The sequence below is a fragment of the Mesorhizobium sp. M0960 genome, from assembly GCF_040319055.1.
GTDB lineage: Bacteria > Pseudomonadota > Alphaproteobacteria > Rhizobiales > Rhizobiaceae > Mesorhizobium.
Window position 1 is genome coordinate 198,853 of the sequence record NZ_JAMYNN010000007.1, and the last position, 26,851, is coordinate 225,703.

Below are 26,851 nucleotides of genomic sequence, written 5' to 3' on the forward strand. Positions count from 1 at the left end.
ACAGTATCTTAACGCTGAGACAGTTTCGAGCCGACGCTCAAATCCTCGCCTCAAAGAGTGATGCGGTATTTGGAAAACCCCGCTTCGCCCTCGCCCGCCGGCTCGATCTTCAGCGACTTCACTTGCGCAATAAATTCTCTCGCCTTGGCGCCGGTCTCGAACACGACGCTGGTTTCCGGCAGCGGCGCAAACGACCAGTTGGCATCCGCCGACGGGTTGATGGTGCCTTTGCTGACGATATAGCGCACGATCACGTCGCGGTTGGTGTCGGGCGCTTCGTAGATGATCTTCGAGGCATTGATCTCCGGGAAATTGCCGCCGCCGCCGGCCCGGTAGTTGTTGGTTGCGACGACGAATTTCCGCATGGGATCAATTGGTTTGCCGTCGAACATCAAGTCAATGATGCGGTTCGAGCCGGCGTTCACCAGCCCGCCCTTCGAATCATATTTCAGTGGCTGCGACAGGTCGATCCGGTAGGTGACGCCGTCGATCACGTCGAAATTATAAGACGGGAAGTCGGTGTTGATGAGCGCCTGGTCAGCTTTGCCCGGCTCGATCCGGTTGAAGATGCCGGCCGACATTTCCAGCCATTCCTTCACCTCTGCCCCCGTGATTTCGACGGCGCGCACCGTGTTTGGATAGAGATAGAGGTCGGCGACGTTCTTTATGGCGATATCGCCTACCGGCACGTCGGTGTAATAGTCGGCGCCGTTGCGCCCGCCCGCCTTGAATGGTGCCGCCGCCGACAGCAGCGGCATATCCTTCCATTCGGTGTTCTTCAGGATGTCCTTCAAGTACCAGGTCTGCGCCTGGCTCACGATCTGCACCGATGGATCGTCGGCGACCAGCGCAAAATAGGAATAGAGCGGCGCCGAGGTTTTGCCGACCGGCCGACGCACATAGGCAAGCGTCGCCTCGTGGTCCTGTTTGAGCGCGTCGACGATGCGCTGGTAGTCAGCGACGATCGGCTTGTTCGTCTTGTCGACCCGCTCAAAGATAGGCCTGGCCTCAGAGGTCGCCGAGACGATTTTCCATGTCGATCCGTCGCGCTCCAGCAACAGATCGATCAGCCCCATATGCGAGCCCCAGAAGCCGGCCATGACGGCGGGCTTACCTTGCAACGTGCCTTTCGCCGTATCGACGGCTTCCAGCGACTGAAAGTCCTTCTTGCCAGGGAAGACCAGATGCTGGTGGCCGGTGAACACAGCATCGATACCTTCGACGCCGGCAACGAAGAAGGAGGCATTCTCCATCATGTCGCCTTGCTTCACGTCGATGCCAGAATGGGAGAGCGCAATGATGATGTCGGCGCCTTCTTCCTTCATCTGCGGCACCCACGCCTTGGCCGCCTCGACGATGTCGCGCGTCTTGACGCTGCCCTCGAGATTTTTCAGATCCCAGACCATGATCTGCGGCGGCACGAAGCCGATGATGCCGATCCTGATCGGCTGCTCGGCGCCCGACCCGTCTTTGATCTTCCTGTCGAGGATGACGAAAGGTTTGAGATAAAGCTTGTCGTCGCGCGGGTTCGCGGCAAGCTCCGTGCCGCGGATCAAATTCGCGCAGACAAACGGGAAATTGGCACCGGCCAGCACCTTGTCCATGAACGACAGGCCGTAGTTGAACTCGTGGTTGCCGAGCGTCGAGCATTCGTAGCCGAGCAGGTTCATGCCCTTCATCACCGGATGCAGATCGCCGTCCTTCATGCCCCTCTCGTAGGCGATGTAGTCGCCCATCGGGTTGCCTTGCAAAAGGTCGCCATTGTCGATCAGCATCGCGTTGGTTGCTTCCTTGCGCACGGCTTCAATCAATGATGCCGTTCGCGACAGCCCCATCGTGTCGTTAGCTTTGTCGGCGTAGTAATCGTAAGGCAGCACGTTCACGTGGATGTCGGTCGTCTCCATAATCCTCAGATGCGACTGATTGGCTTGAGCCCGGGCGGAGAACGGGTGCAGCATGATCAGCGCTCCACCGGTGGCGACGCCGGCGAGGAAATCGCGGCGTGAGACGAGGTGGCGCAATTGGGACATTCGTTTCTCTTTCTTCCACGACGTGACAAGTCCTGCCCGAAGCAAAGCTTCGCGCCGAAATCCAGCCGAGTCCAGAAGTCGATTCCATCAAGAGGAGGTGACGCGCTGATGAATGTCCGGCAGCGAACAATCAGCCCTTGTCGTCGTCGCCCTGGGTGATCAATCGCGCGCTGCGCTGACCGGTGAAGTAGATCCATAGCCAGCTCAGGGAAACCGCAAGCCGGTTACGGAAGCCGATCAGGAAGTAGATATGCGCCAAGCCCCATAGCCACCAGGCAAGCCGGCCGGTGAGCTTGATCCAGCCGAAATCGATGGCCGCGGCGCGCTTGCCGATCGTCGCCAAATCGCCGTCATGCCTGTAGCGGAACGGACGTACCGTTGTTTCGCCGGCGAGCCTGGCCTTGATCGTCGCGGCGACGTGCCGTCCCTGCTGCTTGGCGGCGGGCGCGACGCCCGGCACCAGCCGGCCATCCGGCCGCAGGACGTGTGCTGCGTCACCGATGACGAAAATCTCCGGGTTTCCCGGCACAGTGAGGTCGGGCTCGACAAGCACCCTGCCCGCGCGGTCCGCTGCCGTGCCGAGCCATTCGGCGGCCGGCGAAGCGGCGACGCCCGCCGCCCAAAGAATTGTCCTGGCCGGCAAATGCCTGTCGCCGAAGACGACACCCTCAGCATCGCAGCGTGTAACCGCCCGGCCGAGTTCGACGGTCACGCCGAGTCGTTCGAGCGCCTTCATTGCATAAACGGAGAGCTCCGGCGCGAAATTGGCAAGAACGCGGTCGCCGGCCTCAATCAGCACCACACGCGTCTCGCGCGTGTCGATGTTGCGGAACTCGCCGCGCAGCGTGTCATGCGCCAGTTCGGCAATCGTGCCGGCCAATTCCACGCCGGTCGGCCCGCCGCCGACGATCGCCAGCGTCAGCAGTGCCTGGCGCTTGGCGGGATCGGTTTCCCGCTCGGCCTGCTCGAAAGCCAAAAGAATACGCCGTCGGATGGTGGTGGCGTCCTCCAGCGTCTTCAGGCCCGGCGCGAACGGCTCCCATTCGTCATGGCCGAAATAGGCGTGCCGCGCACCGGTGGCCAGCAGCAGCGTGTCGTAGGCGACCGCTCCGCCATCATGCAGCAGCACGCGCTTGCCGGTGCGGTCGATGCCAGTCACGGTCGCAAGCAGCGTCGTCACGTCCTTGCGTTTGCGCAGGAGATGGCGGATCGGCCAGGCGACTTCGGAGGTTGCCAGCGCCGTCGTCGCCACTTGGTAGAGTAGCGGCTGAAAGAGGTGATGATTGCGCCTATCGATCATGGTGATGCGCACCGGCGCGCCGGTAAGTGCGCGGGTGAATTCGAGGCCGCCGAATCCGGCGCCTACGACGACGACGTGATGGTTGGCTGTGTTCATCTCACTCATCCCTCTCGCCAAGGCTGATGTAAGTATCCTTGTGCAGTGCAGCAATGCCTGCGCTGCACCTGCCTGGGACTCGTCGCTTGATGTCGTGAATACGCATGCTGCAGACTCATTCCCGGATATAGCCTACGTCCCGGATAGGACTTGGTCGGAACAGTATATTGCAGGTGAATCATGGCTAAGGATGAAGATGAAGGCTCGGGGCAGTACGCCTCGCCGCCTTGTTTTATGCACGAGCTCGATCCGGAGTTCCAAGCGCCGCTGTCCGAATGGACCGATGTCAGGCGCTGGCGCAGGGCCGAGCGCGAGCGGTTGATCGCATCCCGCCTTGCCGTTTCCGCCGACATGCGCACAGCCATGTCGCAGCGCATTGCCGATGGTCTCGATGCGGTGATCGGCGACATCGCCGGGCGCATGGTCAGCCTCTACTGGCCGTTTCGCGGCGAGCCGGACCTGCGCCCGTGGATGGAAACCGTTAACGCGCGAGGTGGCCGCACGGCGCTGCCCGTTGTCGTGGAGAAAGACCGGCCGCTTATCTTTCGCGCCTATACCCACGGAGACCGGCTGGAGAAGGGCGTCTGGAATATCCCGATACCGGCCGAGGGCGATCCGGTACTGCCCGACATCGTCATTTCGCCGATCGTCGGCATCGATCCCGGACATTTTCGCCTGGGCTATGGCGGCGGCTTCTTCGATCGCACGCTTGCCGCGATGCCGTTCAAGCCGCTGGTCGTCGGCGTCGGCTACGAGTTGCAGCGCATCGTGACCATCTACCCGCAGCCGCACGATATTCCGATGGACCGTGTGGTGACCGAGTCATTCAACGTTTAGGCGAGTTTGGGGCCTAGGCTAGCTCAGGCTTCATTCCAACGGCCGTGCGATCGACGATTTCGCGCAAGGCAAAGGACGAATTGATCTTCGTCACATGCGGCATTGCCGAAAGCCACTCCTTGTGGATGCGTTCGTAGTCGACGAGATCCTTCGCCGCGATGCGCAGGATGTAATCATACTCGCCCGACATCAGATGGCAGGACAGGACGTTCGGGCAGCGCTTTATCGCTGCTTCGAAATCCGACAACGTCTTCTCGAATTGCCCGGACAGCGATATATGCACGATCGCCGTCATCTGGTGCCCAAGTGCAGCGTTGGACAGCCGGGCGTGATAGCCGCGGATGGTTCCGGATTTCTCCAGATTGTCCAGCCGCCGCGAACAGGCCGACTGCGACAGGCCGACCTTTTCGGCGAGCGCTGCATTGGGTATCCGCCCATCCTTCTGCAATGTCTCGAGAATGGCGATATCAATCCTGTCGAGCGGCATTTTTGCGGGTTCCTGCGATAATTCTACTGTTTCGCGCAACGATTATCGAACAGTAGTCTCTTAGGCAAGCGCATTCGCAAACACTTACCGAACGATTCGTGGTTCACTATCTCTAGACAGGGAACAGGCCCTAAAAGGGCCGGATCAGGAGAAAAAAGATGCGCGTCGGTTGCCCCCGGGAAATCAAGAACCATGAATACCGCATCGGCCTGACACCGGGCTCGGTCCGCGAATATGTCGCGCATGGCCATGAAGTGCTGATCGAGACCGGCGCCGGCGCCGGCATCGGAGCCGACGACAACGCGTACCGCGCCGCCGGCGCCACGATCGCCAAGACGGCCGCCGACGTGTTTGCCAAGTCGGACATGATCGTGAAGGTCAAGGAGCCGCAGCCCAACGAATGGGTTCAGCTCCGCGACGGCCAGATCCTCTACACCTATCTGCATCTCGCCCCGGATCCGGAGCAGACCAAGGGCCTGCTGGCCTCCGGCGTCACCGCAATAGCTTACGAGACCGTCACCGACGAGCGCGGCGGCCTGCCGCTCTTGGCACCGATGTCGGAAGTTGCCGGCCGCCTGTCGATCCAGGCGGGGGCCACGGCGCTGCAAAAGGCCAATGGCGGCCGCGGTGTGCTGCTTGGCGGCGTGCCCGGCGTGCTGCCCGGCAAGGTCACTGTGCTCGGTGGCGGCGTCGTCGGCCTGCATGCTGCACGGATGGCTGCCGGGCTTGGCGCCGACGTCACCATCATCGATCGCTCGATCCCGCGCCTGCGTCAGCTCGACGATATCTTTGGAGGCCGCGTCCACACCCGCTACTCGACCGTCGAGGCGCTGGAGGAAGAATGTTTTTCGGCTGACATCGTCGTCGGCGCCGTGCTGATCCCGGGGGCAGCCGCGCCCAAGCTGGTGACGCGCGAAATGCTCTCGGGCATGAAGAAAGGCGCCGTGCTGGTCGACGTCGCCATCGACCAGGGCGGCTGCTTCGAGACCTCGCACGCCACCACCCATGCCGAGCCGACCTATGAGGTCGACGGCGTCATCCACTATTGCGTCGCCAACATGCCGGGTGCGGTGCCGGTCACATCGGCCCACGCGCTCAACAATGCGACGCTGCACTATGGCCTGCAACTCGCCGACAAGGGCCTCAAGGCGCTGGTAGACGACCACCATCTGCGCAACGGGCTGAACGTCCACAAGGGCAAGATCACGAATCGCGCAGTGGCCGAAGCACTCGGTTACGAGCTGGTCGAATCAAAGGCCGTTCTCGCGGCCTGATTTCCAACCGTTTTTTCCGGATGAGTCGCCGATGCCGTCGGCGGCTTGCTTGTTCACAGGCAATTTTCACGGTCTACAGCGGATTTTTCCCGCATCTGGTGCCCGTTTGATGCAATGTGCTCTTTCTGTGGCTTTTTTGTTACAGCCGCCCTAATGACCCGATGCTAAGAAGATGCTGGGTTTATTAGGGGTAGGGCAAATGATCAGCAGAAAATCCGCTAAATCTCTTCTTCTTGGCGCAGTTTCCATTCTGGCGCTTGGGTCGGTTGCTCACGCCGCCGACGTGGTCGAACCGGTGGTTGAGACGGCGGGTTTTAACTGGAGTGGACTCTACGTCGGCTTTGGCGTTGGCGCCGGGGCGAACGTCCACGAGTTGAGCAGCGATTTCATTCCTGGGGTGTCGTTCAACGGCATTGGTGGCGAAGGCGTGTACGGTGAACTCACCGTTGGGTACGACTATATGGTGGCGCCGCGCTTCCTGATCGGAGGACTTCTAGACGCTCATGCCGGCAACATCGAAACCTCGCTCGACGTTGCTGGATTCGATGCGTCGGTCAAAGAAACCTATGGTTTCGACGCTGGCTTGCGGGCAGGCTACCTCTTCACGCCAAACACTTTGGGTTACGTGCTTGGTGGCTATTCCTGGCAGAAATACAAATTCGACACGAACGCAGGCTTTGATTTCGACTGGGACCAGAACGGCTATTTCGTCGGAGCCGGCGTTGAGACGGCCATTAACAGCAACTGGACCATCAAAACCGAATATCGTTATACCCAATTCAGCACCAACGATGATCTCCTCTCCGAGTTCGGCGCACCAGATGGCGCACTCAACCTCGACACATCGCGGCATACGTTCCAGGTTGCCGCCAACTATCGCTTTGGCGCCCAGAATGGCGGCGTTGCGTCTTTTGAAGCGCCTGCCTACAACTGGACCGGCTTCTATATCGGTGGTGCGGGCGGCGCGGGTGCGTCGGTGCATCAGATCAATGTGCCGCCGCTTGGCGACCTGGAATTCAACGGTATCGGCGGCGAAGGCGTATTTGGCGAATTGAACGCGGGCTACGACCATGATTTCGGCAGCTGGGTTGCGGGAGTCATGGTGGATGCTCGCTACTCCGGCATGACTACGGAGCTGGAAGTGCCCGGCGGATCCATCAATCTGGACACAGACTATGGCTTCGATGTGCTGGGCCGGGTCGGTTTGAAAGTCAACGAATCGACCCTCGCCTATGTGCTTGGCGGCTACAGCTGGCAGCATTTCGATCTGAACGCATCTTCACCCATCGGCGACATCATCGATTGGGGCTCTAGCGGCTTCTCGGTCGGTGGTGGTTTGGAAGCGGCCGTGACCAACAACGTAACTGTCGGTCTCGAATATCGCTATTCGCAGTTTGCCGAGAAGGATATTCTGGAGGAGTTTGGAGGGCCGGGCGATGTCCTCACCACCACTCCTTCTTTCCATACCGTCCGCATCGGTGCGAAGTATAAATTCAACTAAGGCCCTCCAGGCAAATCGTTCGAGCCCGCCGGTTAATCCCGGCGGGTTTTTTCTTTGCGGACGATGCAGGCACAAAAAAGCGGAGCCAAAGCCCCGCTTCCTCGGTTGTCGAGAATTCCCGCCGGTTCATCCGCGGTCGGCAAATCGATCGACAGTCGCTTTCTACCGCAGGTATGCGACGGGAGTACGACAGCCTCAAGCCGGTGCAGCCGATCCGATTACACGCGGTCGATCCGACACTGATAGCAATTGTTGCGTGCAGAGCGGATGTGGACGTAAGCAATGTCGTCGCGCTCGAACAACGTCTCCGCCCGTGCCGCGATGGCATCGGTCGGAATGACGCCGCCGCTGCCATAGACGATGCGGTCGTCCTTGCCGTAGCCGCGCACGATGTAATCGCTGCTTTCGAGTATATCGGGAAGCGTTTCCCCCTCGGCGGCGCGTTCGCATTCTTCCGCATGCAGAAAGATCGGCCCGGTTTCGGCATAAGGCTGCAGCTCAGGAAAAGGCCGATAGGCCAGAACAAGATAGGCTTCTCCCACAGCAACATTCTTCAGGCAGTGGCGGCAAGGCACGCCGTCGCCGTCCGAAATCTGCCGCTCTGGCTTCAGGTCATAAGCATCAGGTCCGCCGCGCTGAAGCGCGCGAACCGCATCGGTTGGCAAGGCTTTGAATTTTAGCGTCATGGCTAAATCTCCGGTGTCGTTGACCGGAAATTATGCTCGCAAGACAGAGCTTCCCACCCGATTCCTGCCAAATGGATCAGTCCATCAACGCGTCGAGACCACGCACCAGGCCTTTGATCTGCTGTACCCGCCTGATGGCGAGCAGCGTGCCCGCCACGTAAGGCGCCGCGGACGAGCCGGCATCGTGGCGGATGGTCAGCCGCTCGTCTGGCAGGCCGAACAACGCCTCGCAGGATAGGATGTAGGACGGCAGGCGAAGCGCGTGCACTTGCACCCCCTCGCCCGCGCCGACCGCAGCACCGCGTGTAGCCGGCACGCCGGAGACCTCGGAGACCGGCTTTGCCGTCGAAGCCTTGCGGATGTCGGCCAGCGCTTCAGCAAGTTCCCGCGCGGTACCGGAGGGCGCGTCGGGCTTCTTTGCACTGGCATAATCGATGACCTCGACATCCGGCACGTATTTTGCCGCCATAAGTGCAAACCGCTTCATCAGCGTAGCGGTGATGGAAAAGTTGCCGGCGGCAACGACGCCGACGCCGTGGGCGCGCGCCGCGGCGTCGATGTCGGCACAGTCGGCAGCACCCAGTCCCGATGTGCCGATCACAGCGTGCCGTCCCTTGTCGATGGCGAGCAGCACATGGTCTTTCACGACATGTGGCTTGGTGAAGTCGACCAGTACGTCCGACGGCGCCTCCAGCGCCTCGGCCAGCGAGGCCGAAACGGAGATACCATTAGCCGGCATGCCAACCAGCAGGCCGGAATCCTGTCCCGCGCCGCTACGTGACACAGCCCCGGCCAGCGCCATGTCACCTTGCGCCCCGATCGCCGGAACCAGCGCCTTGCCGACCCAACCGGTCGCGCCGGCCATTACCACGCGAATTGCCATCGTGCGATCCTCCATCACCATCGGTTTTTAGACGACAGCGATATGGAAAGAGCCCGGCTCATTCAAGTCGGGCTCGCCTTTGAATATTGATCCAGACCCTGAACGGCTAGATCATTTTAACGGATGAAGTCGTCGAAGCGGCGCAGCGTCACCCGGCGATTTCGCCAGTTCTCATTCTGCGTCTGCACGAGCAGGAACTCCTCGCCGTAGCCGACGGTTTCGAGCGCATAGCCCGGCACACCGAATTCACGCAGCAAGGTGCGCTTCAGCGAGGCGGCACGTTGTTCGGACAAAATCTGATTCGACTGGAAGGAGCCCACAGCATCGGTATGGCCTTCGATCAGCACGCGGGCACCCGGATCGCGCCGCAGAATGCGCTGAAGTGCATCGGCGATGTTTTCGATCTTGGCGTATTGCGATTCGGAAATGGCAGCCGAGCCGAAGGCGAAATTGATCGACTGGATATCGATAGAGCGGGCCATGCGCCGCAAGTCCGGCCGCTTCTTGAATTCGCGGATGGTGACGCGCTGATTCGGGCGCAGCTTCACCCGGGGCGCGGCTTCAAGCTGGCGCTCGATCGTGGCGGCCGAAGGCGTGGTCGCCTGGGCAACGGCAAGGGTCGGCATGGCGAGTGCCGCAACCAGCACGGCGGCATATGTGCGTCGGGTCAGCATGTCTTTTCTCCTTCGGCCCTCGGCCGCATTGTTGGTGCCGACAAGATGGCAAAGACTAGCTGAAGCTTGGATGAACGAGCCTGAAAATCAGGGCCGCATGACGCTGGCCGCGCGCTCGGCAAAAGGCATCGGATGTACGACCTCCTTTTTTTGCGCCACCGGCGTGAAGCCGAGTTTTTGATAAAGCGGCAAGGCTGCTGGGTGATCAAGGGTGCAGGTCTGCACCGTCACCCGCTTGGGTCCGTGCGCCCAGGCTGCGGCGATTGCCGCACCGAGGAACCAGCGGCCAATGCCTTGCCCGGTCGCGTGCTCCATCATGCCGAAATAAGCGAGTTCCACTTCCTCCGGCAGATGCGGCTTGAGGTCGAAGAAGCCGGCCGGCGCGCCGTCGAGATAAAGCACCCTGATGTCGCGGTCCTCGCGGTGGATGCCCGCCGCAAGCTCCTCGTCATTCAGTCTCAGCACGTTGACCCAGTGCCATTTGCGGCCGACCCGATCCATCAAATAGCGGTAGAAATGCAGCGGAATGTCTTTGGTCTTGAGCAGCGCGATCTGGCGGTTGTACGGCAGCGGCGGCGAATAGGCAGGCGGCACATGCATTTCGAGAAACGTCACGGTGACGTCGATGTCTTCCAGCGCTCCGTTTTTCATCACCGTCGGTCCTTGCCCGTGACGACGGGCGTGTCGGAAAGCCCACCCCATTCCGTCCATGACCCGTCGTAAAGCCTGTTTTCGGCATGGCCAAGCGTCTCCAGGGCCAGCGTGATGGCTGCCGCGGTGACCCCCGAACCGCAGGAGGTGACGACCGGCTTCGACAGATCGATGCCGGCCTCCTCGATCACTTTGCGCAGCCTGTCCTTGGGCAGCAATTCGCCGTTTTCCGAAAGCGCCGAAAACGGCACGTTGTGCGCGCCCGGCATGTGGCCGGAGCGGATGCCGGGGCGCGGCTCCGGCTCGGTGCCGGCAAAACGGCCAGGCGAGCGTGCGTCGGCGATCTGGCTCTCCCCCGTCTCGACGATCCGGCGCATGTCGGCAAGGCTGGCGACGCGGGCGGCATCGAAGTTGGCATAAAACACGCAAGGCGCGATCTTCGTCGGCTCCGCCGTCACCGGCCGTCCGGCGGCTTTCCAACGATCGAAACCGCCGTCGAGTATATAGACCTGGAACACGCCCATAACGCGAAACAACCACCAGGCGCGCGGTGCAGAAAAGAACCCTGGCCCGTCATAGACAACAATCGTGTCGTCGGCCGAAATGCCCATCGCGCCGACATATTGGGCAAAATGCTGCGGCGACGGCAGCGTGTGAGGCAGAGCCGCGTCGGGGTCCGAAACCGCATCCTGGTCGAGGAAGCGGGCGCCTGGAATATGCGCTGCGTCATACTCGGCGCGCGCGTCGCGCTTTTGCGCCGGCAGATACCAGGACGCGTCGACGATCGTCAGCCCAGGCTCGCCGAGCCGCTTCTGCAACCAATCGGCATCGATGGTGAAAGGACTGTCGTCGGCCATCTTTTCTCTCCTGTCCCGCCTGTCCCAGTCCTATATCAGGCTGGCGGCATCGGGCCAAAGCGAATGCGGAAGCGCCGGTTCTCGCGGCCCTTCTTCTCGATCTTGCCGATATGGATCTCGCCGATTTCGCCGGTGCTCCTCACATGGGTACCGCCGCAAGGCTGGCTGTCGACCGAAGCATTCTCGCCGATGCAGACCAGCCTGATCTTTCCCGTGCCGGCCGGCGGCCGCACATTCTTGGATTTCACCAGGCTTGGATTGGATGCCAGCTCCTCGTCGGAGATCAGCCGGGTGAAGATCGGGTGGTCGGCCCGCACCAGTTCCATCAGCCTGGCCGTCACGTCTTCCTTGGTGAAGCCGGCATCCGGGATGTCGAAATCGATACGGCTGTCGTCCTCGGAAACCGCGGCACCGGTGATCGGGAACGGACAGACGACGGTAAGCAGATGGCAGGCCGAGTGCATCCGCATCAGCAGCTGCCGCCGCGGCCAGTCGATGGCGAGCCTCATCCGCTCGCCCAACCGTGGAACCGCCTGCTCCGGCGCCGGCACATGGATGATCTCGTCCTTGGTTTCGCCGGTGATCGTAGCGGCAATCGCAATGCCGGTGCCGTCGGCGCGTTCGAGGCTGCCAGTGTCGCCCGGCTGCCCGCCCGATGTGGCGTAAAACACGGTCCGGTCCAGAATGATGCCGCCGCGATCGTTGACTGCGACGACGGTGGCGTCGGCCGTCCCCAGATAGGCGTCGTCACGAAACAGCGCTTCGGTCTTGTGCGCCATCACGCGACCCTTTCGAACGGCACCGAAATCGTGCTCCGTTGCTCCATCCAGCCCGGCACCGGCAGCTTCTTTTCGCGCAGGAATTCAGGATTGAACAGCTTCGACTGATAGCGCGTGCCGTAGTCGCAAAGCATGGTCACGATGGTTTGGCCGGGGCCTAGCTCGCGCGCCAGGCGAATGGCGCCGGCAATGTTAATGCCGGTCGAGCCGCCAACGCAAAGTCCCTCCTCCTGGATCAAGTCGAATACGATCGGCAGTGCGTCCTCATCGGGGATCTGGAAGGCAAAATCGGGTGTAAAGCCTTGGAGGTTGGCGGTGATCCGCCCCTGCCCGATGCCTTCGGTGATCGAACTGCCCTCGGATTTCAACTCGCCGCTGGTGTAGAAGGAATAGAGCGCAGCCCCCAGCGGATCGGCCAGTGCGATCTTGACCTGGCTGTTCTTGGCCTTCAGCCCGAAGCCAACGCCTGCCAGCGTGCCGCCGGAACCGACCGCCGACACGAAACCATCCACCTTGCCGCCGGTCTGGTTCCAGATTTCTTCGGCTGTGGTGCGGATATGGCCGTCGCGGTTGGCGACATTGTCGAACTGGTTGGCCCAGATCGCGCCGTTCGGCTCGGTCTTCGCCATTTGCTCGGCCAGCCGGCCCGACAGCTTCACGTAGTTGTTCGGGTTCTTGTAGGGCACGGCTGGCACTTCGATCAGCTCGGCGCCGAGCAGTTTGATCGTATCCTTCTTCTCCTGGCTCTGGGTATCGGGAATGACGATCACCGTGCGGTAGCCGAGCGCCTTGGCAACCAGTGTCAATCCGATGCCGGTATTTCCGGCCGTCCCTTCGACGATGACGCCGCCGGGCCGCAGCAGCCCGCGCTGTTCCGCATCGCGGATTATGAACAGGCCGGCGCGGTCCTTGACCGACTGCCCGGGATTCATGAATTCGGCCTTGCCCAGAATCTCGCAGCCGGTTGCTTCCGAGGCCTTGTTGAGGCGGATCAGGGGCGTGTTGCCGATCACGTCGATCACAGAACGGGGCATGGAGATTCCTTTGTGGGTGCGGCGAAACCCTAGAAACCCGACGCTTCGGTTTCAAGGCAAGAATTTGCCTGGTCCAGTCGCATTTCGCACACTGCAATTGCTGCAGCCAGGAGCGCCCGGCCGGCATTCATTTCAACCATGTACCGAAAAGCACTCTTTTCATTCGATTTCTTCACCGCTAGAGCACAGGCTAAGAAGAGCCGGCGGGGCGCAGCATGACACTCTATCGGGCCAATCCGAAGCATGGCGTCGCCTGGATTACGGGCGGCAGCAGCGGTATCGGCCGTTCGCTGGCCAAGGATCTTGCCGCTCAGGGCTATGTCGTCGCAGTGACTGCGCCCGATGACCATCCGATCGATACGCTCATCGTCGAAACGGCGCAGATGGCGGGCCGTGTCGTAGCCTTTCCCTGCGACGTGACCGACGAAAAACGCATGGCAAAGACGGTTGCAGCGATCGAGAAAGATCTCGGTCCGATCGTGTTGGCAGTGTTCAACGCGGGAAGCTATATCGCAACGCCGGGCGAGGATCTTGTCGCGCGCAATTTCCGTCGGTCTTTCGAAGTGAATTATTTCGGCATCATCAATGGCCTGCTGCCGGTCATCGAACGCATGCGCGTGCGCTCGCGCGGCCATGTCGTGCTGATCGGTTCGGTCACCGCCTATTTCGGCTGGCCCACCACCGCCGCCTATGGCGGCACCAAGGCGGCAGTCAATATCTTGGCCGAGTCGCTGAAATATGATTTCGACAAGATGAACGTCCGCATCCAGGTGATGAATCCAGGCTTTGTCGACACGCGGCTGACCGAGAAGAACTTCCTGCCGATGCCGGGCTTGATGCCGGTCAATCTGGCCTCGCGCCGCATCGCGCGAGGCATCGAATGCGGTGGCTTCGAAGTCACTTTCCCACGCCGCCTGAGCTGGACACTGAAGCTGCTCAGGATACTGCCGAGGCCGTTCTGCCGATGGGTGATCAGCACGGTCACCCGCTGGAATGCGCGGCCGCTGAATTTCGACCGCAAGCCACCGGTCGAATAGGATCCGTGATGGGCCGACGGATCATGTTTGCGGTGCTGGGGCTTGTCCTCATCCTTGTCCTGGCCTTGGCGCTTGGTCCGCGCGTCCTCGTCGAAACCACAATCCGTTTCGATCCCTCAGTGATCGGCGACGATCCGCAGGCCTATCTGGCGCGCCAGGAGGCGGCCGTGCCCGGCATCCGCGACGGGCTGGACAAGGAAATCATCTGGGCCGACCCGATGGTCCATGCCAAGACGCCATTCGCGATCGTTTACATCCACGGTTTTTCTGCGTCGAAGGGCGAGATTCGTCCATTGCCCGACGAGGTGGCCGACCAGCTTGACGCCAATCTTTTCTACACGCGCCTGAGGGGACATGGACAGGATGGCGCCGCGATGACGCAAGGCAGCGTCGGTGCCTGGATCAACGACTACGAGGAAGCGCTCGCTATCGGCCGAGCGATCGGCGACAAGGTGATCGTCATAGCCACCTCGACCGGCGGCTCGCTGGCGGCGTGGGCCGCGACGCAGCCAAGCGCATCGAACAGCGTCGCGGCGATCGCATTCATCTCGCCGAATTTCGGCGTCAAGGCTTCCGGCGCCGAATTGCTGACCCTACCGTGGGGCAGACAGATCGTCGAGCTCGTCGCCGGCAAGGAGCGTAGCTTCGTGCCACGCAACGCGCTGCATGAAAGGTTCTGGACCTAACGCTACCCGATCGCCGCGACATTGCCGATGGCGGCGCTGACAGAGCTTGCCTACGGCGCGCCGGTGGAGAAGACGTCCATCCCTGCCCTGTTCATCTTTTCGGATTCGGACAAGGTGGTACGACCAGATCGCACCCGCGAAATCGCGGCTCGCTGGGGCGCCGCACATGAATTGGTGCCGGTCGACGATACCGGCGACCCCGACAACCACGTCATTGCGGGTGACGCGCTGTCGCCATCGACCACGGCTTTCCTGGCGCAGCGGATTGTCGTGTGGGTCGAGGCGGTGGTGAAGTAACCAAAGGCCTCAAAGCAAAAGGGCGACCGGAGCATCCCTCCGGACGCCCTTTTCAATCGTGAGTGACCAAGCCAAGCTTGGCCGACCGCAACACGGTCAGGCTATGCGGCCCGCGCTGCCGGCCGCTTACCGCCGAAGCGGCGCTTGTTGTTGCCCTTGAAGGGCTTGGCGCCTTCCGGCTTGCGCTCGCCCGCAAAGGCTGGCTTGTCGCCGAACCGCTTCTTGCCGAAGCCGTTGTTTGCGCCGCCGGGCCGCCTGCCGTCGCGACGGCCATTGTGGTCGTTGCGATCATTGGCCGGTTCGAAACTACGCTCGTTCTTCTCGGCGGGATTGCGCTGTGGATCGGGGCTGCCGAGATGGTCGGCAACGATCGGCAGCTTGGTGCGGATGATGCGCTCGACCTGGCGCAGCTTGCTGTTTTCGGACGGGTCGCAGAGCGTGATGGCGATGCCGTCCATGCCGTTACGGCCGGTGCGGCCGATGCGGTGGACATAGCTCTCCGCCTCGTCCGGCAGGTCGAAATTCACCACATGGCTTATGCCCGGCACGTCGATGCCGCGCGCCGCAATGTCGGTCGCCACGAGAATGCGCACCGAACCCTCGCGGAAATCGTTGAGTGCCTTCTGGCGAGCGTTCTGCGACTTGTTGCCGTGGATGACGGCGGCCTTGAAGCCGTCACGCTCGAGATCCTTTGTCACCCTGTCGGCGCCATGCTTGGTGCGCGAAAAGATGATGACGGACTTCATCGCCTCGTCGGCAAGCATGTTGGCCAGCACCTGACGCTTCTGCTTGGTGCGGGCAAAGACGACGCCCTGCACGATCTCGGCGGCCGCGGTGCTGTGAGGAGCGACTTCGACGCGAATCGGGTTCTTCAGCAGGCCTTTCGCCAGTTCGGCGATTTCGGCCGGCATGGTTGCCGAGAACAGCACCGTCTGACGGTCCGGCGCCGTCGCCCTAGCGATGCGCTTGACGTCGTTGATGAAGCCCATGTCGAGCATGCGGTCGCCTTCATCGAGCACCAGCCATTTGGTGTCGGCAAGCACGAGGTCGCCTTCACGCACCAGGTCGGTCAGCCGACCTGGCGTTGCGATCAGGATGTCGACGCCGGGCGCAACCTTCTTCACCTGGCTGAAGCGCGAGACGCCGCCAAGCACCAGCGCTGTCGAGACATGCGCGCCCTTGGCAAGCAGCTTGATCATCTCCTCGATCTGCACGGCGAGTTCGCGCGTCGGCGCCAGGATCAGTGCGCGGGCTGTCTTCGGCCGGCGCTTGGTGCCAAGTGCGATGATCTTCGACAGGATCGGCAGCGCGAACGCCGCGGTCTTGCCCGAGCCGGTCTGGGCGATGCCAAAAATGTCGCGGCCTTCGAGCTGCGGCGGGATCGCCTGGGCCTGGATCGGCTTCGGATCGGTAAAGCCGGCGGCATTCGTGGCCTTGAGCAGTGCGCCGGTAATTCCAAGTGCGGCGAAACCGTTCAGTTCCCCAGCGTCCTTACCGGTCAAAGTGTTTTCATTGGTCAAAATATTCTTCTTTCATGCGGCTCCTGGCCGCAAACATCAATGGCGGCAGGGCGCAACCTGCCGTCGAAAATTGTCATGAAACGACAAGGCGGGCGGACGTTATCGTCCGCACGGCAGCGCTGTCGTGCCCGCAGGCATCATGCCACGGGGCTTTTTCGCCACCTTGCCGATATGTCGGGAAGAGGGAAAACAGACGCAACCAGTCTCATTCATCGAGAAGGCCGGATTATCCCGGCCCAAGCGCCTATGCCGCCGCATATGGCCCAGTTCGCATCGAAATGCAAGGGGCCTGATGCTGCAGCGCAGCAAAAGCCATTAGGAAGCGGCGCTTGCGCTCTCCCCCGGGCATGATTACCACAATCCAGCTTTCCGTTTCGGGGACCGGTCATGAAGGACGTGCTGAAGGAACTCGAGCGCCGCCGCGAGATCGCCCGCATGGGCGGCGGCCAGGCCCGCATCGACGCCCAGCACAAGAAGGGCAAGCTGACTGCCCGCGAACGCATAGACGTCTTTCTCGACGAGGGTTCGTTCGAGGAGTTCGACATGTATGTCGAGCACCGCTCGACCGATTTCGGCATGGAGAAAACCAAGATCGCCGGAGATGGCGTCGTCACCGGCTGGGGCACCGTCAACGGTCGCCCGGTCTATCTTTTCGCCAAGGATTTCACCGTGTTCGGCGGCTCGCTGTCCGAGGCGCATGCCGAAAAGGTGGTCAAGGTGCAGGAGATGGCACTGCGCAACCGCGCGCCGATCATCGGCCTCTACGACGCCGGCGGCGCCCGCATCCAGGAAGGCGTGGCGGCCCTCGGCGGCTATGCCGAGATCTTCCAGCGCAATGTTCTGGCCTCCGGCGTCATCCCGCAGATTTCACTGATCATGGGCCCTTGCGCCGGCGGCGACGTCTATTCGCCGGCGATGACCGACTTCATCTTCATGGTCCGCGACACCTCCTACATGTTCGTCACCGGGCCGGATGTGGTGAAAACCGTCACCAACGAGACGGTCACCGCCGAAAGCCTCGGCGGCGCTTCCGTCCACACGACGAAGTCCTCGATCGCCGACGGAGCCTACGACAATGACGTCGAGGCGCTGCTGCAGATGCGCCGGCTGGTCGATCTGCTGCCCGCCTCCAACACGGCGGAAATTCCCGAGATCGAATGCTACCAATCGGTCACCGATCACGATCTGTCGCTCGACCGGCTGATTCCCGACAATGCCAACAAACCTTACGACATCAAGGAGTTGATCCTTAAAATTGCCGACGAGGGTGACTTCTTCGAGATCCAGCAGAATTTTGCGAAAAACATCGTCACCGGCTTCGGCCGTGTCGAAGGCCGCACAGTCGGCTTCGTGGCCAACCAGCCGATGGTGCTGGCCGGCGTGCTCGATTCGGATGCCAGCCGCAAGGCCGCGCGTTTCGTGCGCTTCTGCGACTGCTTCTCGATCCCGATCGTCACCTTCGTCGACGTGCCCGGCTTACAGCCCCGCACCCCGCAGGAATATGGCGGGTTGATCAAGCACGGCGCCAAGCTTCTGTTCGCCTATGCCGAAGCGACCGTGCCAAAGATCACCGTCATCACCAGAAAGGCCTATGGCGGCGCCTATGATGTCATGGCGTCAAAACATCTGCGCGGCGATATGAACTATGCCTGGCCAACGGCGCAGATTGCGGTGATGGGCGCCAGGGGCGCGGTCGAGATCATCTATCGCAAGGACATCGGCGACGCGGAGAAAATTGCAGCACACACAAAGGCTTACGAGGATCGCTTTCTATCGCCCTTCGTTGCCGCCGAGCGCGGCTATGTCGACGAGGTGATCATGCCGCATTCGACCCGCCGCCGCATCGCCCGCGCGCTCAGGATGCTGCGCAACAAGGATATGCAAAACCCTTGGAAGAAACACGACAACATCCCGCTGTGAGGGGCTGATGTCGCGCCTGGTCCTCTACATGGGAGCGCGTTTCGGCAGATTTGCCATCCTGCTCTTCGCTCTCCCGCTGTTCTGCCCAATAGTCCTGTGGTTCTGGCTCCTCGATTGGCATCCGCTCGCCGTCATCGCGACTGGTGCTGTTGCAATCCCGGCCGCGATGCTGGCCATCGTTCTGTTGATCGGAACATTGTTCGCCGGTTTTCGACCCAGCAAGGTCAAGGGGATTACTCGGGAATCAGCCCCGAAGCTGTGGGCTGTCTGGGAGAGTATTGCCGGCAAACACCGCGCCAGCCGAACGAGGATCATCCTGAGCGACGATCTCAACGCCAGCGTCGGTGAAGAGCGGCCGTTTCTAGGCTTGCTTGGTCGCAGGGCGATTCTCACCATCGGCCTGCCATTGCTCGCAGCGACCGACCAAAAGGCATTTGCGGCGATCTTGGCTCATGAGGACGCCCATCTGAAAAACAAAGATACAAATGGCGGACTCAACCTGGCCGAACTCGAGAAAAGCTTCGATCTAATCTTCGACTTCGCTCCTCCGGGGAAAACCGTTTCAGGCAGCCTGTTCTACTGGATGCTTGGTCCGCTGTCGCGCACTCTGGAGCGCGAAGAAATACGGTTGTCGCGACGAGCGGAAATTGACGCAGATCGCCATGCAGCGACGTCCGGCGACGCACATGATGCGGCCCGCGCCCTGCTTCTGATCGGTGCCGCCAGTGCGTTCTTCGATGATCAAGTCTATAGCCCGCTCCAGCGTGAACTGCTTGGCGCCATGGCTCCGCCCCGTCCACCACTCGAAAGGGTCCTGGCGGCCGCCGCTCACTTGTCGAGACTTCCCATTCTGCAGGAGTATGCTCAAAAAGCGTGGGACGCGCGAGATAACGAAAGTGCGGACCATCCGCCCTGGTCCGAACGTCTGATTGCTCTTGGATTTAGCTCGGCTCCAGAGATAGAACCAATTCTGGTTTCTGCCTTGTCGAGCCTGCTGAGCGATGCGTTCGTCGCCGAACGCGTCCGCCATTTCGACGGCGAATGGACATCGAACATCGCCGACGACCTCGATCGATAGCTATCCACCTGGAACCACTGCGGCGAATGCCTCAGTCGGTGGCCTATTCCTCTTCCGCAGCACCGAACCCGGCCCCCATCGTCGCGCGGGCAGCGCCCGACCACGGCGTGGCGTGATTGTCGATGCGCATCTGGAAGATAAAATAGGTCGGCGAGCAGAAGCCGATGCCTTTCACCTTGCCGATACCGGGCGTATCGGGTGGCAGCGACTGGCACATGTAATCCTCGCGGCAGAAATGGTCGGCCGAGCAGGCAGGACGATTGCCGCGATTGACGGCACCGCCCAGGCACTGGTCGAAATTATTGGTCGCCACGCAGGTGTCGAATTTTTTGCCGCCGACCAACCCGCAAATCTCGTTCGGCATCGGTTTGCCCGTCTTGAAGGCGGCAAAGCTGCGATCCCGGTCGTCGCAGCCGCGATAGGCAATCCCCGCCGGCACACCGATCTTCGGCGGCCGGCAGGTGTAGCCGGCACGCGAAATGCTTGGCGCGAACGCCGCGAACTGGCCGGTGATGGTATAGCGGTCATTGAAAGGCTGTTCCGGGTTGCTGGCGATCGAGCCGGTCAGGCATGGATGGCCGGAAAACATGTTTTCGCTGTCCTTGGGCAGCAGGCATTGCGCCAGCTTGGTGCGCACGCCGGACACGGTCGCCAGCGGCGTGCAGACGGTGCCGCCGCCGCATTGCCGAGTCGCGCCAAAGCGGGCCGCATCCGCCGGCATCAGGCACGGCATCGCCATCTCGGCCGGCGAATAGGCGATCTGTCCAGCATCGCTCCATGTCGCCGGCGGCGCGAAGGACAGCGGGCGGAAGCGGTTCGGTTCCTTGCCGTCGGCAGTCGCGTGCAGCCAGGCGACGCGACGCGGGATGTCGGCGTGGAGATGCGGCGAGATGCCGACCTCGATGCGGTTGAGCGGCGAGGTCGTCTTGTCATCGAGGCCGATGAAATGGAAACCGGCGGTCGAGCCCGCCTGATGGCAGCCTTGGCAGGCGCCGTTGTCCAGCCGCTCGACCAATGCCTCTGGCGTGCGCACCAGCTTCAGCGCAGAGAAATCGAGCCCTTCGAAATCCGCGGGCTGGAACAGCGGCGTGAACGGGTGGTTGGCCTGCCTTGCGCTGCCGAAGGTCGACCACGAAATGACCTTCCTTGCCAAAAACTCATCGGGGATTTGGTAGACGCCGAGATCGACCGCCGCAACATTGGTGCGGACATAGTCGGCAAGTCTTGCTTTCAGCGCGGCGTCTTCGGCAAGACGTGCCATGTCGGGCGTGTTTTCCAGCGGCTTTTCGCTGACAGCCGTTCCGTCGATGCCGAAAATTCGCATGAGATAGGCAGCCTGCCCGCCGAATTCGGTCTCCTGGCCGGAGGGGAAGCGGACCACTTGCGCATTGAGCTCGAGCTGCTTGAAGGTGAGCGCCGCTCTTTCCAGCGGCCCGCCGGTCAGCCAGCCGGCATCGACGCTCTCGTCGAGCTGTGGTGCCCAGCGTCCGGCGACGCCGACACAGCCGCCATCGACATCCGGCGTGGCATTGTAGACGGCACTGAAATTGAACGGCAGGCGCGAGGCCAAAACCTTGCCGTTCTTCTTGAAGCTGTAGGCGAGGCGATAGATGAAGCGCACTTCGCCGCAACTCCCGTCGCCTTTCAGCGCGGCGAAGTCGCGCCGGTCGAGCCGGTTGACCACGCCGACGAGGCGGAAGCGCGCTGCGTCGGTCCTCAGCCAGCGTATGTCCATGACACGGCCAACATTGCCGTCGGTCACCTCGTACAGCGGCCGGCCGCCGGCCTTCATCTCGGTCCGCAATGCTGCGACGTCGCTTGCAATCGTTTCGACGATCGCGTGGTAAGCCGGCGCCTTGTCATAAAGCGTCTTCAAATCGCCCTTGCCGTCGACGCCGAAAATGCCGGCGAAGCCAAAGCCCTTGGCATCGAGAGCAGCAAGTACCGCTGGATCATCGACGATGGTCACCGGCTGCTCAGCGGCATTCGCCGACAGTGTCGCCAAAGCGGCCATGACGAGCGTGGTGAAAAGGAGTGCAATGCGTCTCATCGAAGGTCCGGCTGGCTTTCGATCAATTCCCGCAGCACTGGCACCAGAGCCGACGGTAGATCCTCGGCGATCAAGCCGGGCCCGAAACGACGGCCGGCCTCGGCGTGGATCCAGACCGCCGCGCAGGCAGCCTGGAAGGCCGCCATGCCTTGCGCCAGCAATCCGGCCGCGATCCCCGACAGAACGTCACCAGAGCCAGCCGTGGCCAGCCACGGCGCACCGTTGGCATTGATCGCGGCCCTGCCGTCGGGCGCCGCGATCACCGTGTCGGCACCCTTGTAGACGACAATGGCATTGGCGCGCTTTGCTGCTTCGCGCGCCTTGGTCACTTTGGACTGTTTTTTGTTCCCAGCGATATCTGGAAAAAGCCTGGCGAATTCACCCTCATGTGGCGTCAGCACCAGTGCCGGCGACCATGTCTGACGCGCTGCGTCGAACAGTGCCTGAGGCTGAAGCGCCAACGAGGTGATGGCGTCGGCATCCAGAACGATGGCACTGGCGTGAATTTCAGGCGTAGCCGCTGATGCGCGGGTCAGATCCGCGATCGCCGCAATCAACTGCAATGCGAAATCGCCGACCTTGGGTTTCGGCCCGAGCCCCGGTCCGAACACCAGCGCCTCGGGATGCCGCGCCACGAGGAATTCCTGCACCTCTTCGAGCGAGCCGGCCTCGCGCAGCATGATCGAGGTCAGATGCGCGGCGTTCACCTGCATGGCGTTTCCAGGTGAAAGCACAGTTACTGCCCCTGCCCCACTGCGAGCCGCGGCCATGGCCGACAACCTCGCTGCGCCCGTCGCACTCGGTCCGCCGGAAAAGACAGCAACATGGCCACGCTTGTATTTATGCGAATCGACAGCCGTTCTCGGGTAGTACCATCGCAGCCAAAGTTCCGGTGTGTTCTCGAACGCCGTGACCTTGAGCTGATCGATGATCCCATCCGGAATGCCGATATCGGCGACGATGATCTCGCCGCACAGCTCGCGCCCCGGCATCAGCAGATGGCCTGGCTTTTTCCGCACGAAAGTCACCGTGACCTCGGCCTGGAAGTGAGCGTTAGTCAAGCCGGTCTCGCCTGACACACCCGAAGGCAAATCGATCGAGACCACCGGGACGCGCTCAGCGCTGCTCAAGCCTGAGACGGCCAACGCATGCATCGAAATGTCCTTGGACAGTCCCGCGCCGTAGAGTGCGTCCACGACCACTTCACCCGCTTCCGGGTAGCAATGGCCAATGTGTTCCACGGGCAAGTTGCAGGCATCAGAGGCCAACGCGGCATCGCTTCCGGGTTTCTGCTTGCCTTCGGCCCATACGGCAACGCTCATGCCGGCCTCTGCCAACAACCGCGCCACGACATAGCCGTCGCCGCCATTGTTGCCGGGGCCGCACAGGACATGGACGCGTCTCGCCTGGGGATAGCGCGCCAGGACGACGGCAGCGACCGCTTCGCCGGCGCGCCGCATGAGGCCGAAGCCATCGAGTGGCCCGGCCGCAATCGCCAGCCGATCGGCCTCGGCCATTTCAGACGGAGACAAAAGTTCGTTGCTCATGGAATATCAGGCGACATGCACATCATTTCCCCAAGCATTGTCCAGTTTTTGATCCGACGCAAACAACGAAGGTCCCTAAGCAAAGTTGGCGGCGTACCTCGTTCGGGACGACGGCGCGCAGCTGCTCATGAAATATCCGATCTGCCCAATTTTTGTGCGGACGGCAGGACCGGCGGTGTGTAGGCTCGCGGTGTTCATGGCGCATCCGACGCAGCGAATGATGCGAATGTACATTCCTGCGCGGCATGGTATCCAAATCATGTGAGGCTGCTCGGCGCCCCATCAATTGGCACAGTTCGTGCTTGATTGAGGCGCAAGCGGGGCTCACAACCCGTCTTTTTTGGCAGTGGAGGCCACTTTTTACATGAAAAAGATCGAAGCGATCATCAAGCCGTTCAAGCTAGACGAAGTGAAAGAAGCGCTTCAGGAGGCCGGGCTGCAAGGTATCACCGTTACCGAGGCCAAAGGGTTTGGCCGCCAGAAGGGCCATACCGAGCTTTATCGCGGTGCCGAATATGTCGTCGACTTCCTGCCGAAGGTGAAAATCGAGGTCGTGCTCGGCGACGATGCCGTCGAAGCCGCGATCGAAGCCATCCGCAAGGCGGCCCAGACCGGCCGCATCGGCGACGGCAAGATCTTCGTCTCCAACATCGAGGAAGTCGTGCGCATCCGCACCGGCGAAACCGGCATGGACGCGGTCTGAATTTTCCCGTTAAAAGGCCATGTTCAAAACGTCATCACATAGGGAAGCAGGGACATGACGACAGCCAAAGACATCATGAAGCAGATCAAGGACAACGACGTGAAGTTCGTCGATCTGCGCTTCACCGATCCGAAGGGCAAACTGCAGCACGTTACTATGGATGTCGTCGAGGTCGAGGAAGACATGTTTGCCGATGGTGTCATGTTCGACGGTTCCTCGATCGCCGGCTGGAAAGCGATCAACGAGTCCGACATGGTGCTGATGCCCGATCCCGATACGGTGCATATGGACCCGTTCTTCGCCCAGTCGACCATGGTCATCCTGTGCGACATCCTCGATCCGATCTCGGGAGAATCCTACAACCGCGACCCGCGCGGCACCGCCAAGAAGGCCGAGGCCTACATGAAGGCGGAAGGCATCGGCGACCAGATCTTCGTCGGTCCTGAAGCCGAGTTCTTCGTGTTCGACGACGTCAAGTACAAGGCCGACCCCTACAATACCGGCTTCCGGCTGGATTCGACCGAATTGCCGTCCAATGACGACACCGATTACGAGACCGGTAACCTCGGCCACCGGCCGCGCATCAAGGGCGGCTATTTCCCGGTGCCGCCGATCGATTCGGCACAGGACATGCGCTCGGAAATGCTCACCGTGCTCGCCGAGATGGGCGTGCGCGTCGAAAAGCACCACCATGAAGTGGCCGCCGCCCAGCACGAGCTCGGCATCAAGTTCGACACGCTGGTCCGCAACGCCGACAAGATGCTGATCTACAAATATGTCGTGCACCAGGTCGCCAATGCGTACGGCAAGACGGCCACTTTCATGCCGAAGCCGGTATTCGGCGACAATGGCTCTGGCATGCACGTCCACCAGTCGATCTGGAAGGAAGGCAAGCCGACCTTCGCCGGCAACGAATATGCCGGCCTGTCCGAGAGCTGCCTGTTCTACATCGGTGGTATCATCAAGCATGCCAAGGCGATCAACGCCTTCACCAACCCGCTGACCAACTCCTACAAGCGCCTGGTGCCCGGCTATGAAGCGCCGGTGCTGCTCGCCTATTCGGCTCGCAACCGCTCGGCCTCGTGCCGCATTCCGTTCGGCTCGTCGCCGAAGGCCAAGCGCGTCGAGGTCCGCTTCCCCGATCCGGGCGCGAACCCCTATCTTGCCTTTGCCGCCATGCTGATGGCCGGCCTCGACGGCATCAAGAACAAGATCCATCCGGGACAGCCGATGGACAAGGATCTCTACGACCTTCCGCCGAAGGAATTGAAGAAGATCCCGACCGTCTGCGGCTCGCTGCGCGAAGCCCTGCAGAGCCTCGACAAGGACCGCGGCTTCCTGAAGGCTGGCGGCGTCTTCGACGACGACCAGATCGACAGCTATATCGAGCTCAAGATGGCCGAGGTGATGCGCTTCGAAATGACCCCGCATCCGGTCGAATACGATATGTACTATTCGGTCTGATCCGGATCGTTGCAGCCAACAAAAAACCCCGGCGGAGACGCCGGGGTTTTTTTATTGCGATGCGATCGGAGAGAAAGTCTCGGCGCAGGCCTGAGGTCTACGCCGGGACGAATGCTCAAGCCGCGGCCGAAACCTCGGCGCTGGTCGGGACGGAGGCGATCGTCTTCAATATCTGCGAGGCGATCTGGTAGGGGTCGCCCTGCGAGTTCGGACGGCGATCCTCGAGATAGCCCTTGTAGCCGTTGTTGATGAAGGAGTGCGGCACGCGGATCGAGGCGCCGCGGTCGGCGATGCCATAGCTGAACCTGTTCCACGGCGCGGTCTCGTGCTTGCCGGTCAAACGCTTGTCGTTGTCCGGACCGTAGACGGCGATGTGATCCATCAGGTTTTTGTCGAAGGCCGCCATCAGCGCCTCGAAATAACCCTTGCCGCCGACTTCGCGCATATAGGCGGTCGAGAAGTTGGCATGCATGCCGGAGCCGTTCCAGTCGGTGTCGCCGAGCGGCTTGCAGTGGTATTCGATGTCGATGCCGTATTTCTCGGTCAGGCGCTGCATCAGATAGCGTGCCATCCACATCTGGTCGGCGGCCTTCTTGGAGCCTTTGCCGAAGATCTGGAATTCCCACTGGCCCTTCGCGACTTCGGCGTTGATGCCTTCATGGTTGATGCCGGCGGCGAGGCAAAGGTCGAGATGCTCCTCGACGATCTGCCTGGCGACAGAACCGACATTGCTGTAGCCGACGCCGGTGTAGTACGGCCCTTGCGGCGCCGGATAGCCACTCTCGGGGAAGCCGAGCGGGCGGCCGTCCTTGTAGAAGAAATACTCCTGCTCGAAGCCGAACCAGGCACCCTCGTCGTCGAGGATGGTGGCGCGCTTGTTGGATGCATGCGGCGTCACGCCGTCCGGCATCATGACCTCGCACATGACGAGCGCGCCATTGGTGCGGGCGGGGTCCGGATAGACGGCGACCGGCTTCAAAACGCAGTCAGAGCTGTGGCCCTCGGCCTGCATGGTCGAAGAACCGTCGAAGCCCCACAGCGGAAGCTGGTCGAGCGTCGGAAACTCGGCATAGTCCTTGACCTGCGTCTTTCCGCGAAGATTGGGAACCGGGGTGTATCCATCGAGCCAAATGTACTCGAGCTTGTATTTCGTCATTCTAGCCTCTCGTTGCTTGATCACCGAACCCTGGATGGCGCCGGGGCGAGCCGGCCTATCCAGCAGCCGACCTGCCGACTGTTAAAATGCAATTCGTGTGCCATTTGGCTGGCGACGGGTGCGGCAAAAGCGATGTAGTGTCGGCGCAAAATTGCTGAGCCGTCGTAATTGTGCGATCGGATCGCTCACAAGCATAGTTTGCATAAATATTGTGCAGCTACTGATCTTTTTATAATCATGTTGCCTAATTCGATTGCGAAACCTATCTTGGGGAAAGGTTGAATCGGCAAGGTTGTGCCGAAGA

22 protein-coding genes and 1 pseudogene are annotated in these 26,851 nt (G+C 61.4%); 9 read left to right on the top strand and 14 right to left on the bottom strand.

Annotated features, from left to right (window positions below):
• Nucleotides 1-50 precede the first annotated feature (50 nt).
• Complete coding sequence (locus tag NKH63_RS15985; protein ID WP_023717554.1) at nt 51-2,030, bottom strand: bifunctional 2',3'-cyclic-nucleotide 2'-phosphodiesterase/3'-nucleotidase; 1,980 nt, start codon at nt 2,028-2,030, stop codon at nt 51-53.
• A gap of 130 nt (nt 2,031-2,160) precedes the next feature.
• Nucleotides 2,161-3,426, bottom strand: coding sequence for an NAD(P)/FAD-dependent oxidoreductase (locus tag NKH63_RS15990; protein ID WP_352482528.1), 1,266 nt, complete (start codon nt 3,424-3,426; stop codon nt 2,161-2,163).
• Nucleotides 3,427-3,606: 180 nt separating this feature from the next.
• On the opposite strand from NKH63_RS15990, the gene NKH63_RS15995 reads away from it, so the two are divergent.
• A complete protein-coding gene (locus NKH63_RS15995) occupies nt 3,607-4,263 on the top strand; it encodes a 5-formyltetrahydrofolate cyclo-ligase (protein WP_023717552.1) in 657 nt (218 codons plus the stop codon).
• A gap of 13 nt (nt 4,264-4,276) precedes the next feature.
• On the opposite strand, the gene NKH63_RS16000 is transcribed toward NKH63_RS15995, so the two are convergent.
• Nucleotides 4,277-4,750: an Lrp/AsnC family transcriptional regulator gene (locus tag NKH63_RS16000; protein WP_023675099.1), complete on the bottom strand. Its 474-nt coding sequence runs from the start codon at nt 4,748-4,750 to the stop codon at nt 4,277-4,279.
• Between the two features lie 158 nt (nt 4,751-4,908).
• On the opposite strand from NKH63_RS16000, the gene ald reads away from it, so the two are divergent.
• Nucleotides 4,909-6,024 (top strand): alanine dehydrogenase, encoded by a 1,116-nt coding sequence (gene ald / locus NKH63_RS16005; RefSeq protein ID WP_352482527.1) that lies wholly within the window; start codon nt 4,909-4,911, stop codon nt 6,022-6,024.
• A 199-nt stretch (nt 6,025-6,223) separates the two neighbouring features.
• Nucleotides 6,224-7,525, top strand: coding sequence for an outer membrane protein (locus tag NKH63_RS16010; protein ID WP_352482526.1), 1,302 nt, complete (start codon nt 6,224-6,226; stop codon nt 7,523-7,525).
• A 218-nt stretch (nt 7,526-7,743) separates the two neighbouring features.
• On the opposite strand, the gene NKH63_RS16015 is transcribed toward NKH63_RS16010, so the two are convergent.
• The 7 genes from NKH63_RS16015 to NKH63_RS16045 form a co-directional block, all read right to left on the bottom strand.
• The gene (locus NKH63_RS16015) at nt 7,744-8,211 is read right to left on the bottom strand and encodes a DUF1203 domain-containing protein (RefSeq protein ID WP_352482525.1); all 468 of its coding nucleotides are present in this window, start codon (nt 8,209-8,211) and stop codon (nt 7,744-7,746) included.
• Between the two features lie 76 nt (nt 8,212-8,287).
• Nucleotides 8,288-9,094, bottom strand: a complete 807-nt coding sequence (gene dapB, locus NKH63_RS16020) for a 4-hydroxy-tetrahydrodipicolinate reductase (RefSeq protein WP_352482523.1) — start codon at nt 9,092-9,094, stop codon at nt 8,288-8,290.
• Nucleotides 9,095-9,210: 116 nt separating this feature from the next.
• Nucleotides 9,211-9,768, bottom strand: coding sequence for an OmpA family protein (locus NKH63_RS16025; protein ID WP_352482522.1), 558 nt, complete (start codon nt 9,766-9,768; stop codon nt 9,211-9,213).
• An 87-nt stretch (nt 9,769-9,855) separates the two neighbouring features.
• Nucleotides 9,856-10,419: a GNAT family N-acetyltransferase gene (locus NKH63_RS16030; RefSeq protein ID WP_023717547.1), complete on the bottom strand. Its 564-nt coding sequence runs from the start codon at nt 10,417-10,419 to the stop codon at nt 9,856-9,858.
• A complete protein-coding gene (sseA, locus tag NKH63_RS16035; RefSeq protein ID WP_023717546.1) occupies nt 10,419-11,276 on the bottom strand; it encodes a 3-mercaptopyruvate sulfurtransferase in 858 nt (285 codons plus the stop codon). The genes NKH63_RS16030 and sseA overlap by 1 nt, the downstream gene beginning before the upstream one ends.
• Before the next feature lie 35 nt (nt 11,277-11,311).
• Nucleotides 11,312-12,055: an alanyl-tRNA editing protein gene (locus NKH63_RS16040; protein ID WP_023717545.1), complete on the bottom strand. Its 744-nt coding sequence runs from the start codon at nt 12,053-12,055 to the stop codon at nt 11,312-11,314.
• Complete coding sequence (locus NKH63_RS16045; RefSeq protein ID WP_023717544.1) at nt 12,055-13,089, bottom strand: cysteine synthase A; 1,035 nt, start codon at nt 13,087-13,089, stop codon at nt 12,055-12,057. Before NKH63_RS16045 ends, NKH63_RS16040 begins: the two co-directional genes overlap by 1 nt.
• 215 nt (nt 13,090-13,304) lie before the next feature.
• On the opposite strand from NKH63_RS16045, the gene NKH63_RS16050 reads away from it, so the two are divergent.
• Both NKH63_RS16050 and NKH63_RS16055 read left to right on the top strand, forming a co-directional pair.
• A complete protein-coding gene (locus tag NKH63_RS16050; RefSeq protein ID WP_352482520.1) occupies nt 13,305-14,126 on the top strand; it encodes an SDR family oxidoreductase in 822 nt (273 codons plus the stop codon).
• Nucleotides 14,127-14,134: 8 nt separating this feature from the next.
• Nucleotides 14,135-15,109, top strand: a pseudogene (locus NKH63_RS16055) (alpha/beta hydrolase).
• Between the two features lie 101 nt (nt 15,110-15,210).
• Here the strand turns inward: NKH63_RS16055 and NKH63_RS16060 are convergent.
• Complete coding sequence (locus NKH63_RS16060; RefSeq protein ID WP_023717542.1) at nt 15,211-16,629, bottom strand: DEAD/DEAH box helicase; 1,419 nt, start codon at nt 16,627-16,629, stop codon at nt 15,211-15,213.
• 387 nt (nt 16,630-17,016) lie between these two features.
• Here NKH63_RS16060 and NKH63_RS16065 point away from each other — a divergent pair, with 387 nt between their 5' ends.
• Both NKH63_RS16065 and NKH63_RS16070 read left to right on the top strand, forming a co-directional pair.
• Nucleotides 17,017-18,549, top strand: a complete 1,533-nt coding sequence (locus NKH63_RS16065) for an acyl-CoA carboxylase subunit beta (RefSeq protein WP_352918097.1) — start codon at nt 17,017-17,019, stop codon at nt 18,547-18,549.
• A 7-nt stretch (nt 18,550-18,556) separates the two neighbouring features.
• Complete coding sequence (locus NKH63_RS16070) at nt 18,557-19,627, top strand: M48 family metallopeptidase (protein ID WP_352482518.1); 1,071 nt, start codon at nt 18,557-18,559, stop codon at nt 19,625-19,627.
• A gap of 43 nt (nt 19,628-19,670) precedes the next feature.
• On the opposite strand, the gene NKH63_RS16075 is transcribed toward NKH63_RS16070, so the two are convergent.
• Both NKH63_RS16075 and NKH63_RS16080 read right to left on the bottom strand, forming a co-directional pair.
• Nucleotides 19,671-21,677: a hypothetical protein gene (locus tag NKH63_RS16075; RefSeq protein WP_352918099.1), complete on the bottom strand. Its 2,007-nt coding sequence runs from the start codon at nt 21,675-21,677 to the stop codon at nt 19,671-19,673.
• Complete coding sequence (locus NKH63_RS16080) at nt 21,674-23,224, bottom strand: NAD(P)H-hydrate dehydratase (RefSeq protein ID WP_352482516.1); 1,551 nt, start codon at nt 23,222-23,224, stop codon at nt 21,674-21,676. Before NKH63_RS16080 ends, NKH63_RS16075 begins: the two co-directional genes overlap by 4 nt.
• A gap of 364 nt (nt 23,225-23,588) precedes the next feature.
• On the opposite strand from NKH63_RS16080, the gene NKH63_RS16085 reads away from it, so the two are divergent.
• Nucleotides 23,589-23,927, top strand: coding sequence for a P-II family nitrogen regulator (locus tag NKH63_RS16085; RefSeq protein WP_019857988.1), 339 nt, complete (start codon nt 23,589-23,591; stop codon nt 23,925-23,927).
• Between the two features lie 54 nt (nt 23,928-23,981).
• Complete coding sequence (gene glnA, locus NKH63_RS16090) at nt 23,982-25,391, top strand: type I glutamate--ammonia ligase (protein WP_023717536.1); 1,410 nt, start codon at nt 23,982-23,984, stop codon at nt 25,389-25,391.
• A 115-nt stretch (nt 25,392-25,506) separates the two neighbouring features.
• Here the strand turns inward: glnA and NKH63_RS16095 are convergent, their stop codons facing one another.
• Nucleotides 25,507-26,547: a glutamine synthetase beta-grasp domain-containing protein gene (locus NKH63_RS16095; RefSeq protein ID WP_352451031.1), complete on the bottom strand. Its 1,041-nt coding sequence runs from the start codon at nt 26,545-26,547 to the stop codon at nt 25,507-25,509.
• Nucleotides 26,548-26,851: the final 304 nt, after the last annotated feature.

Bases quoted from the DNA above. Each gene is read 5' to 3' on its own strand.
- NKH63_RS15985 (WP_023717554.1), bottom strand. From the start codon at position 2,030: ATGTCCCAATTGCGCCACCTCGTCTCACGCCGCGATTTCCTCGCCGGC.
- NKH63_RS15990 (WP_352482528.1), bottom strand. From the start codon at position 3,426: ATGAACACAGCCAACCATCACGTCGTCGTCGTAGGCGCCGGATTCGGC.
- NKH63_RS15995 (WP_023717552.1), top strand. From the start codon at position 3,607: ATGGCTAAGGATGAAGATGAAGGCTCGGGGCAGTACGCCTCGCCGCCT.
- NKH63_RS16000 (WP_023675099.1), bottom strand. From the start codon at position 4,750: ATGCCGCTCGACAGGATTGATATCGCCATTCTCGAGACATTGCAGAAG.
- ald (WP_352482527.1), top strand. From the start codon at position 4,909: ATGCGCGTCGGTTGCCCCCGGGAAATCAAGAACCATGAATACCGCATC.
- NKH63_RS16010 (WP_352482526.1), top strand. From the start codon at position 6,224: ATGATCAGCAGAAAATCCGCTAAATCTCTTCTTCTTGGCGCAGTTTCC.
- NKH63_RS16015 (WP_352482525.1), bottom strand. From the start codon at position 8,211: ATGACGCTAAAATTCAAAGCCTTGCCAACCGATGCGGTTCGCGCGCTT.
- dapB (WP_352482523.1), bottom strand. From the start codon at position 9,094: ATGGCAATTCGCGTGGTAATGGCCGGCGCGACCGGTTGGGTCGGCAAG.
- NKH63_RS16025 (WP_352482522.1), bottom strand. From the start codon at position 9,768: ATGCTGACCCGACGCACATATGCCGCCGTGCTGGTTGCGGCACTCGCC.
- NKH63_RS16030 (WP_023717547.1), bottom strand. From the start codon at position 10,419: ATGAAAAACGGAGCGCTGGAAGACATCGACGTCACCGTGACGTTTCTC.
- sseA (WP_023717546.1), bottom strand. From the start codon at position 11,276: ATGGCCGACGACAGTCCTTTCACCATCGATGCCGATTGGTTGCAGAAG.
- NKH63_RS16040 (WP_023717545.1), bottom strand. From the start codon at position 12,055: ATGGCGCACAAGACCGAAGCGCTGTTTCGTGACGACGCCTATCTGGGG.
- NKH63_RS16045 (WP_023717544.1), bottom strand. From the start codon at position 13,089: ATGCCCCGTTCTGTGATCGACGTGATCGGCAACACGCCCCTGATCCGC.
- NKH63_RS16050 (WP_352482520.1), top strand. From the start codon at position 13,305: ATGACACTCTATCGGGCCAATCCGAAGCATGGCGTCGCCTGGATTACG.
- NKH63_RS16065 (WP_352918097.1), top strand. From the start codon at position 17,017: ATGAAGGACGTGCTGAAGGAACTCGAGCGCCGCCGCGAGATCGCCCGC.
- NKH63_RS16070 (WP_352482518.1), top strand. From the start codon at position 18,557: ATGTCGCGCCTGGTCCTCTACATGGGAGCGCGTTTCGGCAGATTTGCC.
- NKH63_RS16075 (WP_352918099.1), bottom strand. From the start codon at position 21,677: ATGAGACGCATTGCACTCCTTTTCACCACGCTCGTCATGGCCGCTTTG.
- NKH63_RS16080 (WP_352482516.1), bottom strand. From the start codon at position 23,224: ATGAGCAACGAACTTTTGTCTCCGTCTGAAATGGCCGAGGCCGATCGG.
- NKH63_RS16085 (WP_019857988.1), top strand. From the start codon at position 23,589: ATGAAAAAGATCGAAGCGATCATCAAGCCGTTCAAGCTAGACGAAGTG.
- glnA (WP_023717536.1), top strand. From the start codon at position 23,982: ATGACGACAGCCAAAGACATCATGAAGCAGATCAAGGACAACGACGTG.
- NKH63_RS16095 (WP_352451031.1), bottom strand. From the start codon at position 26,547: ATGACGAAATACAAGCTCGAGTACATTTGGCTCGATGGATACACCCCG.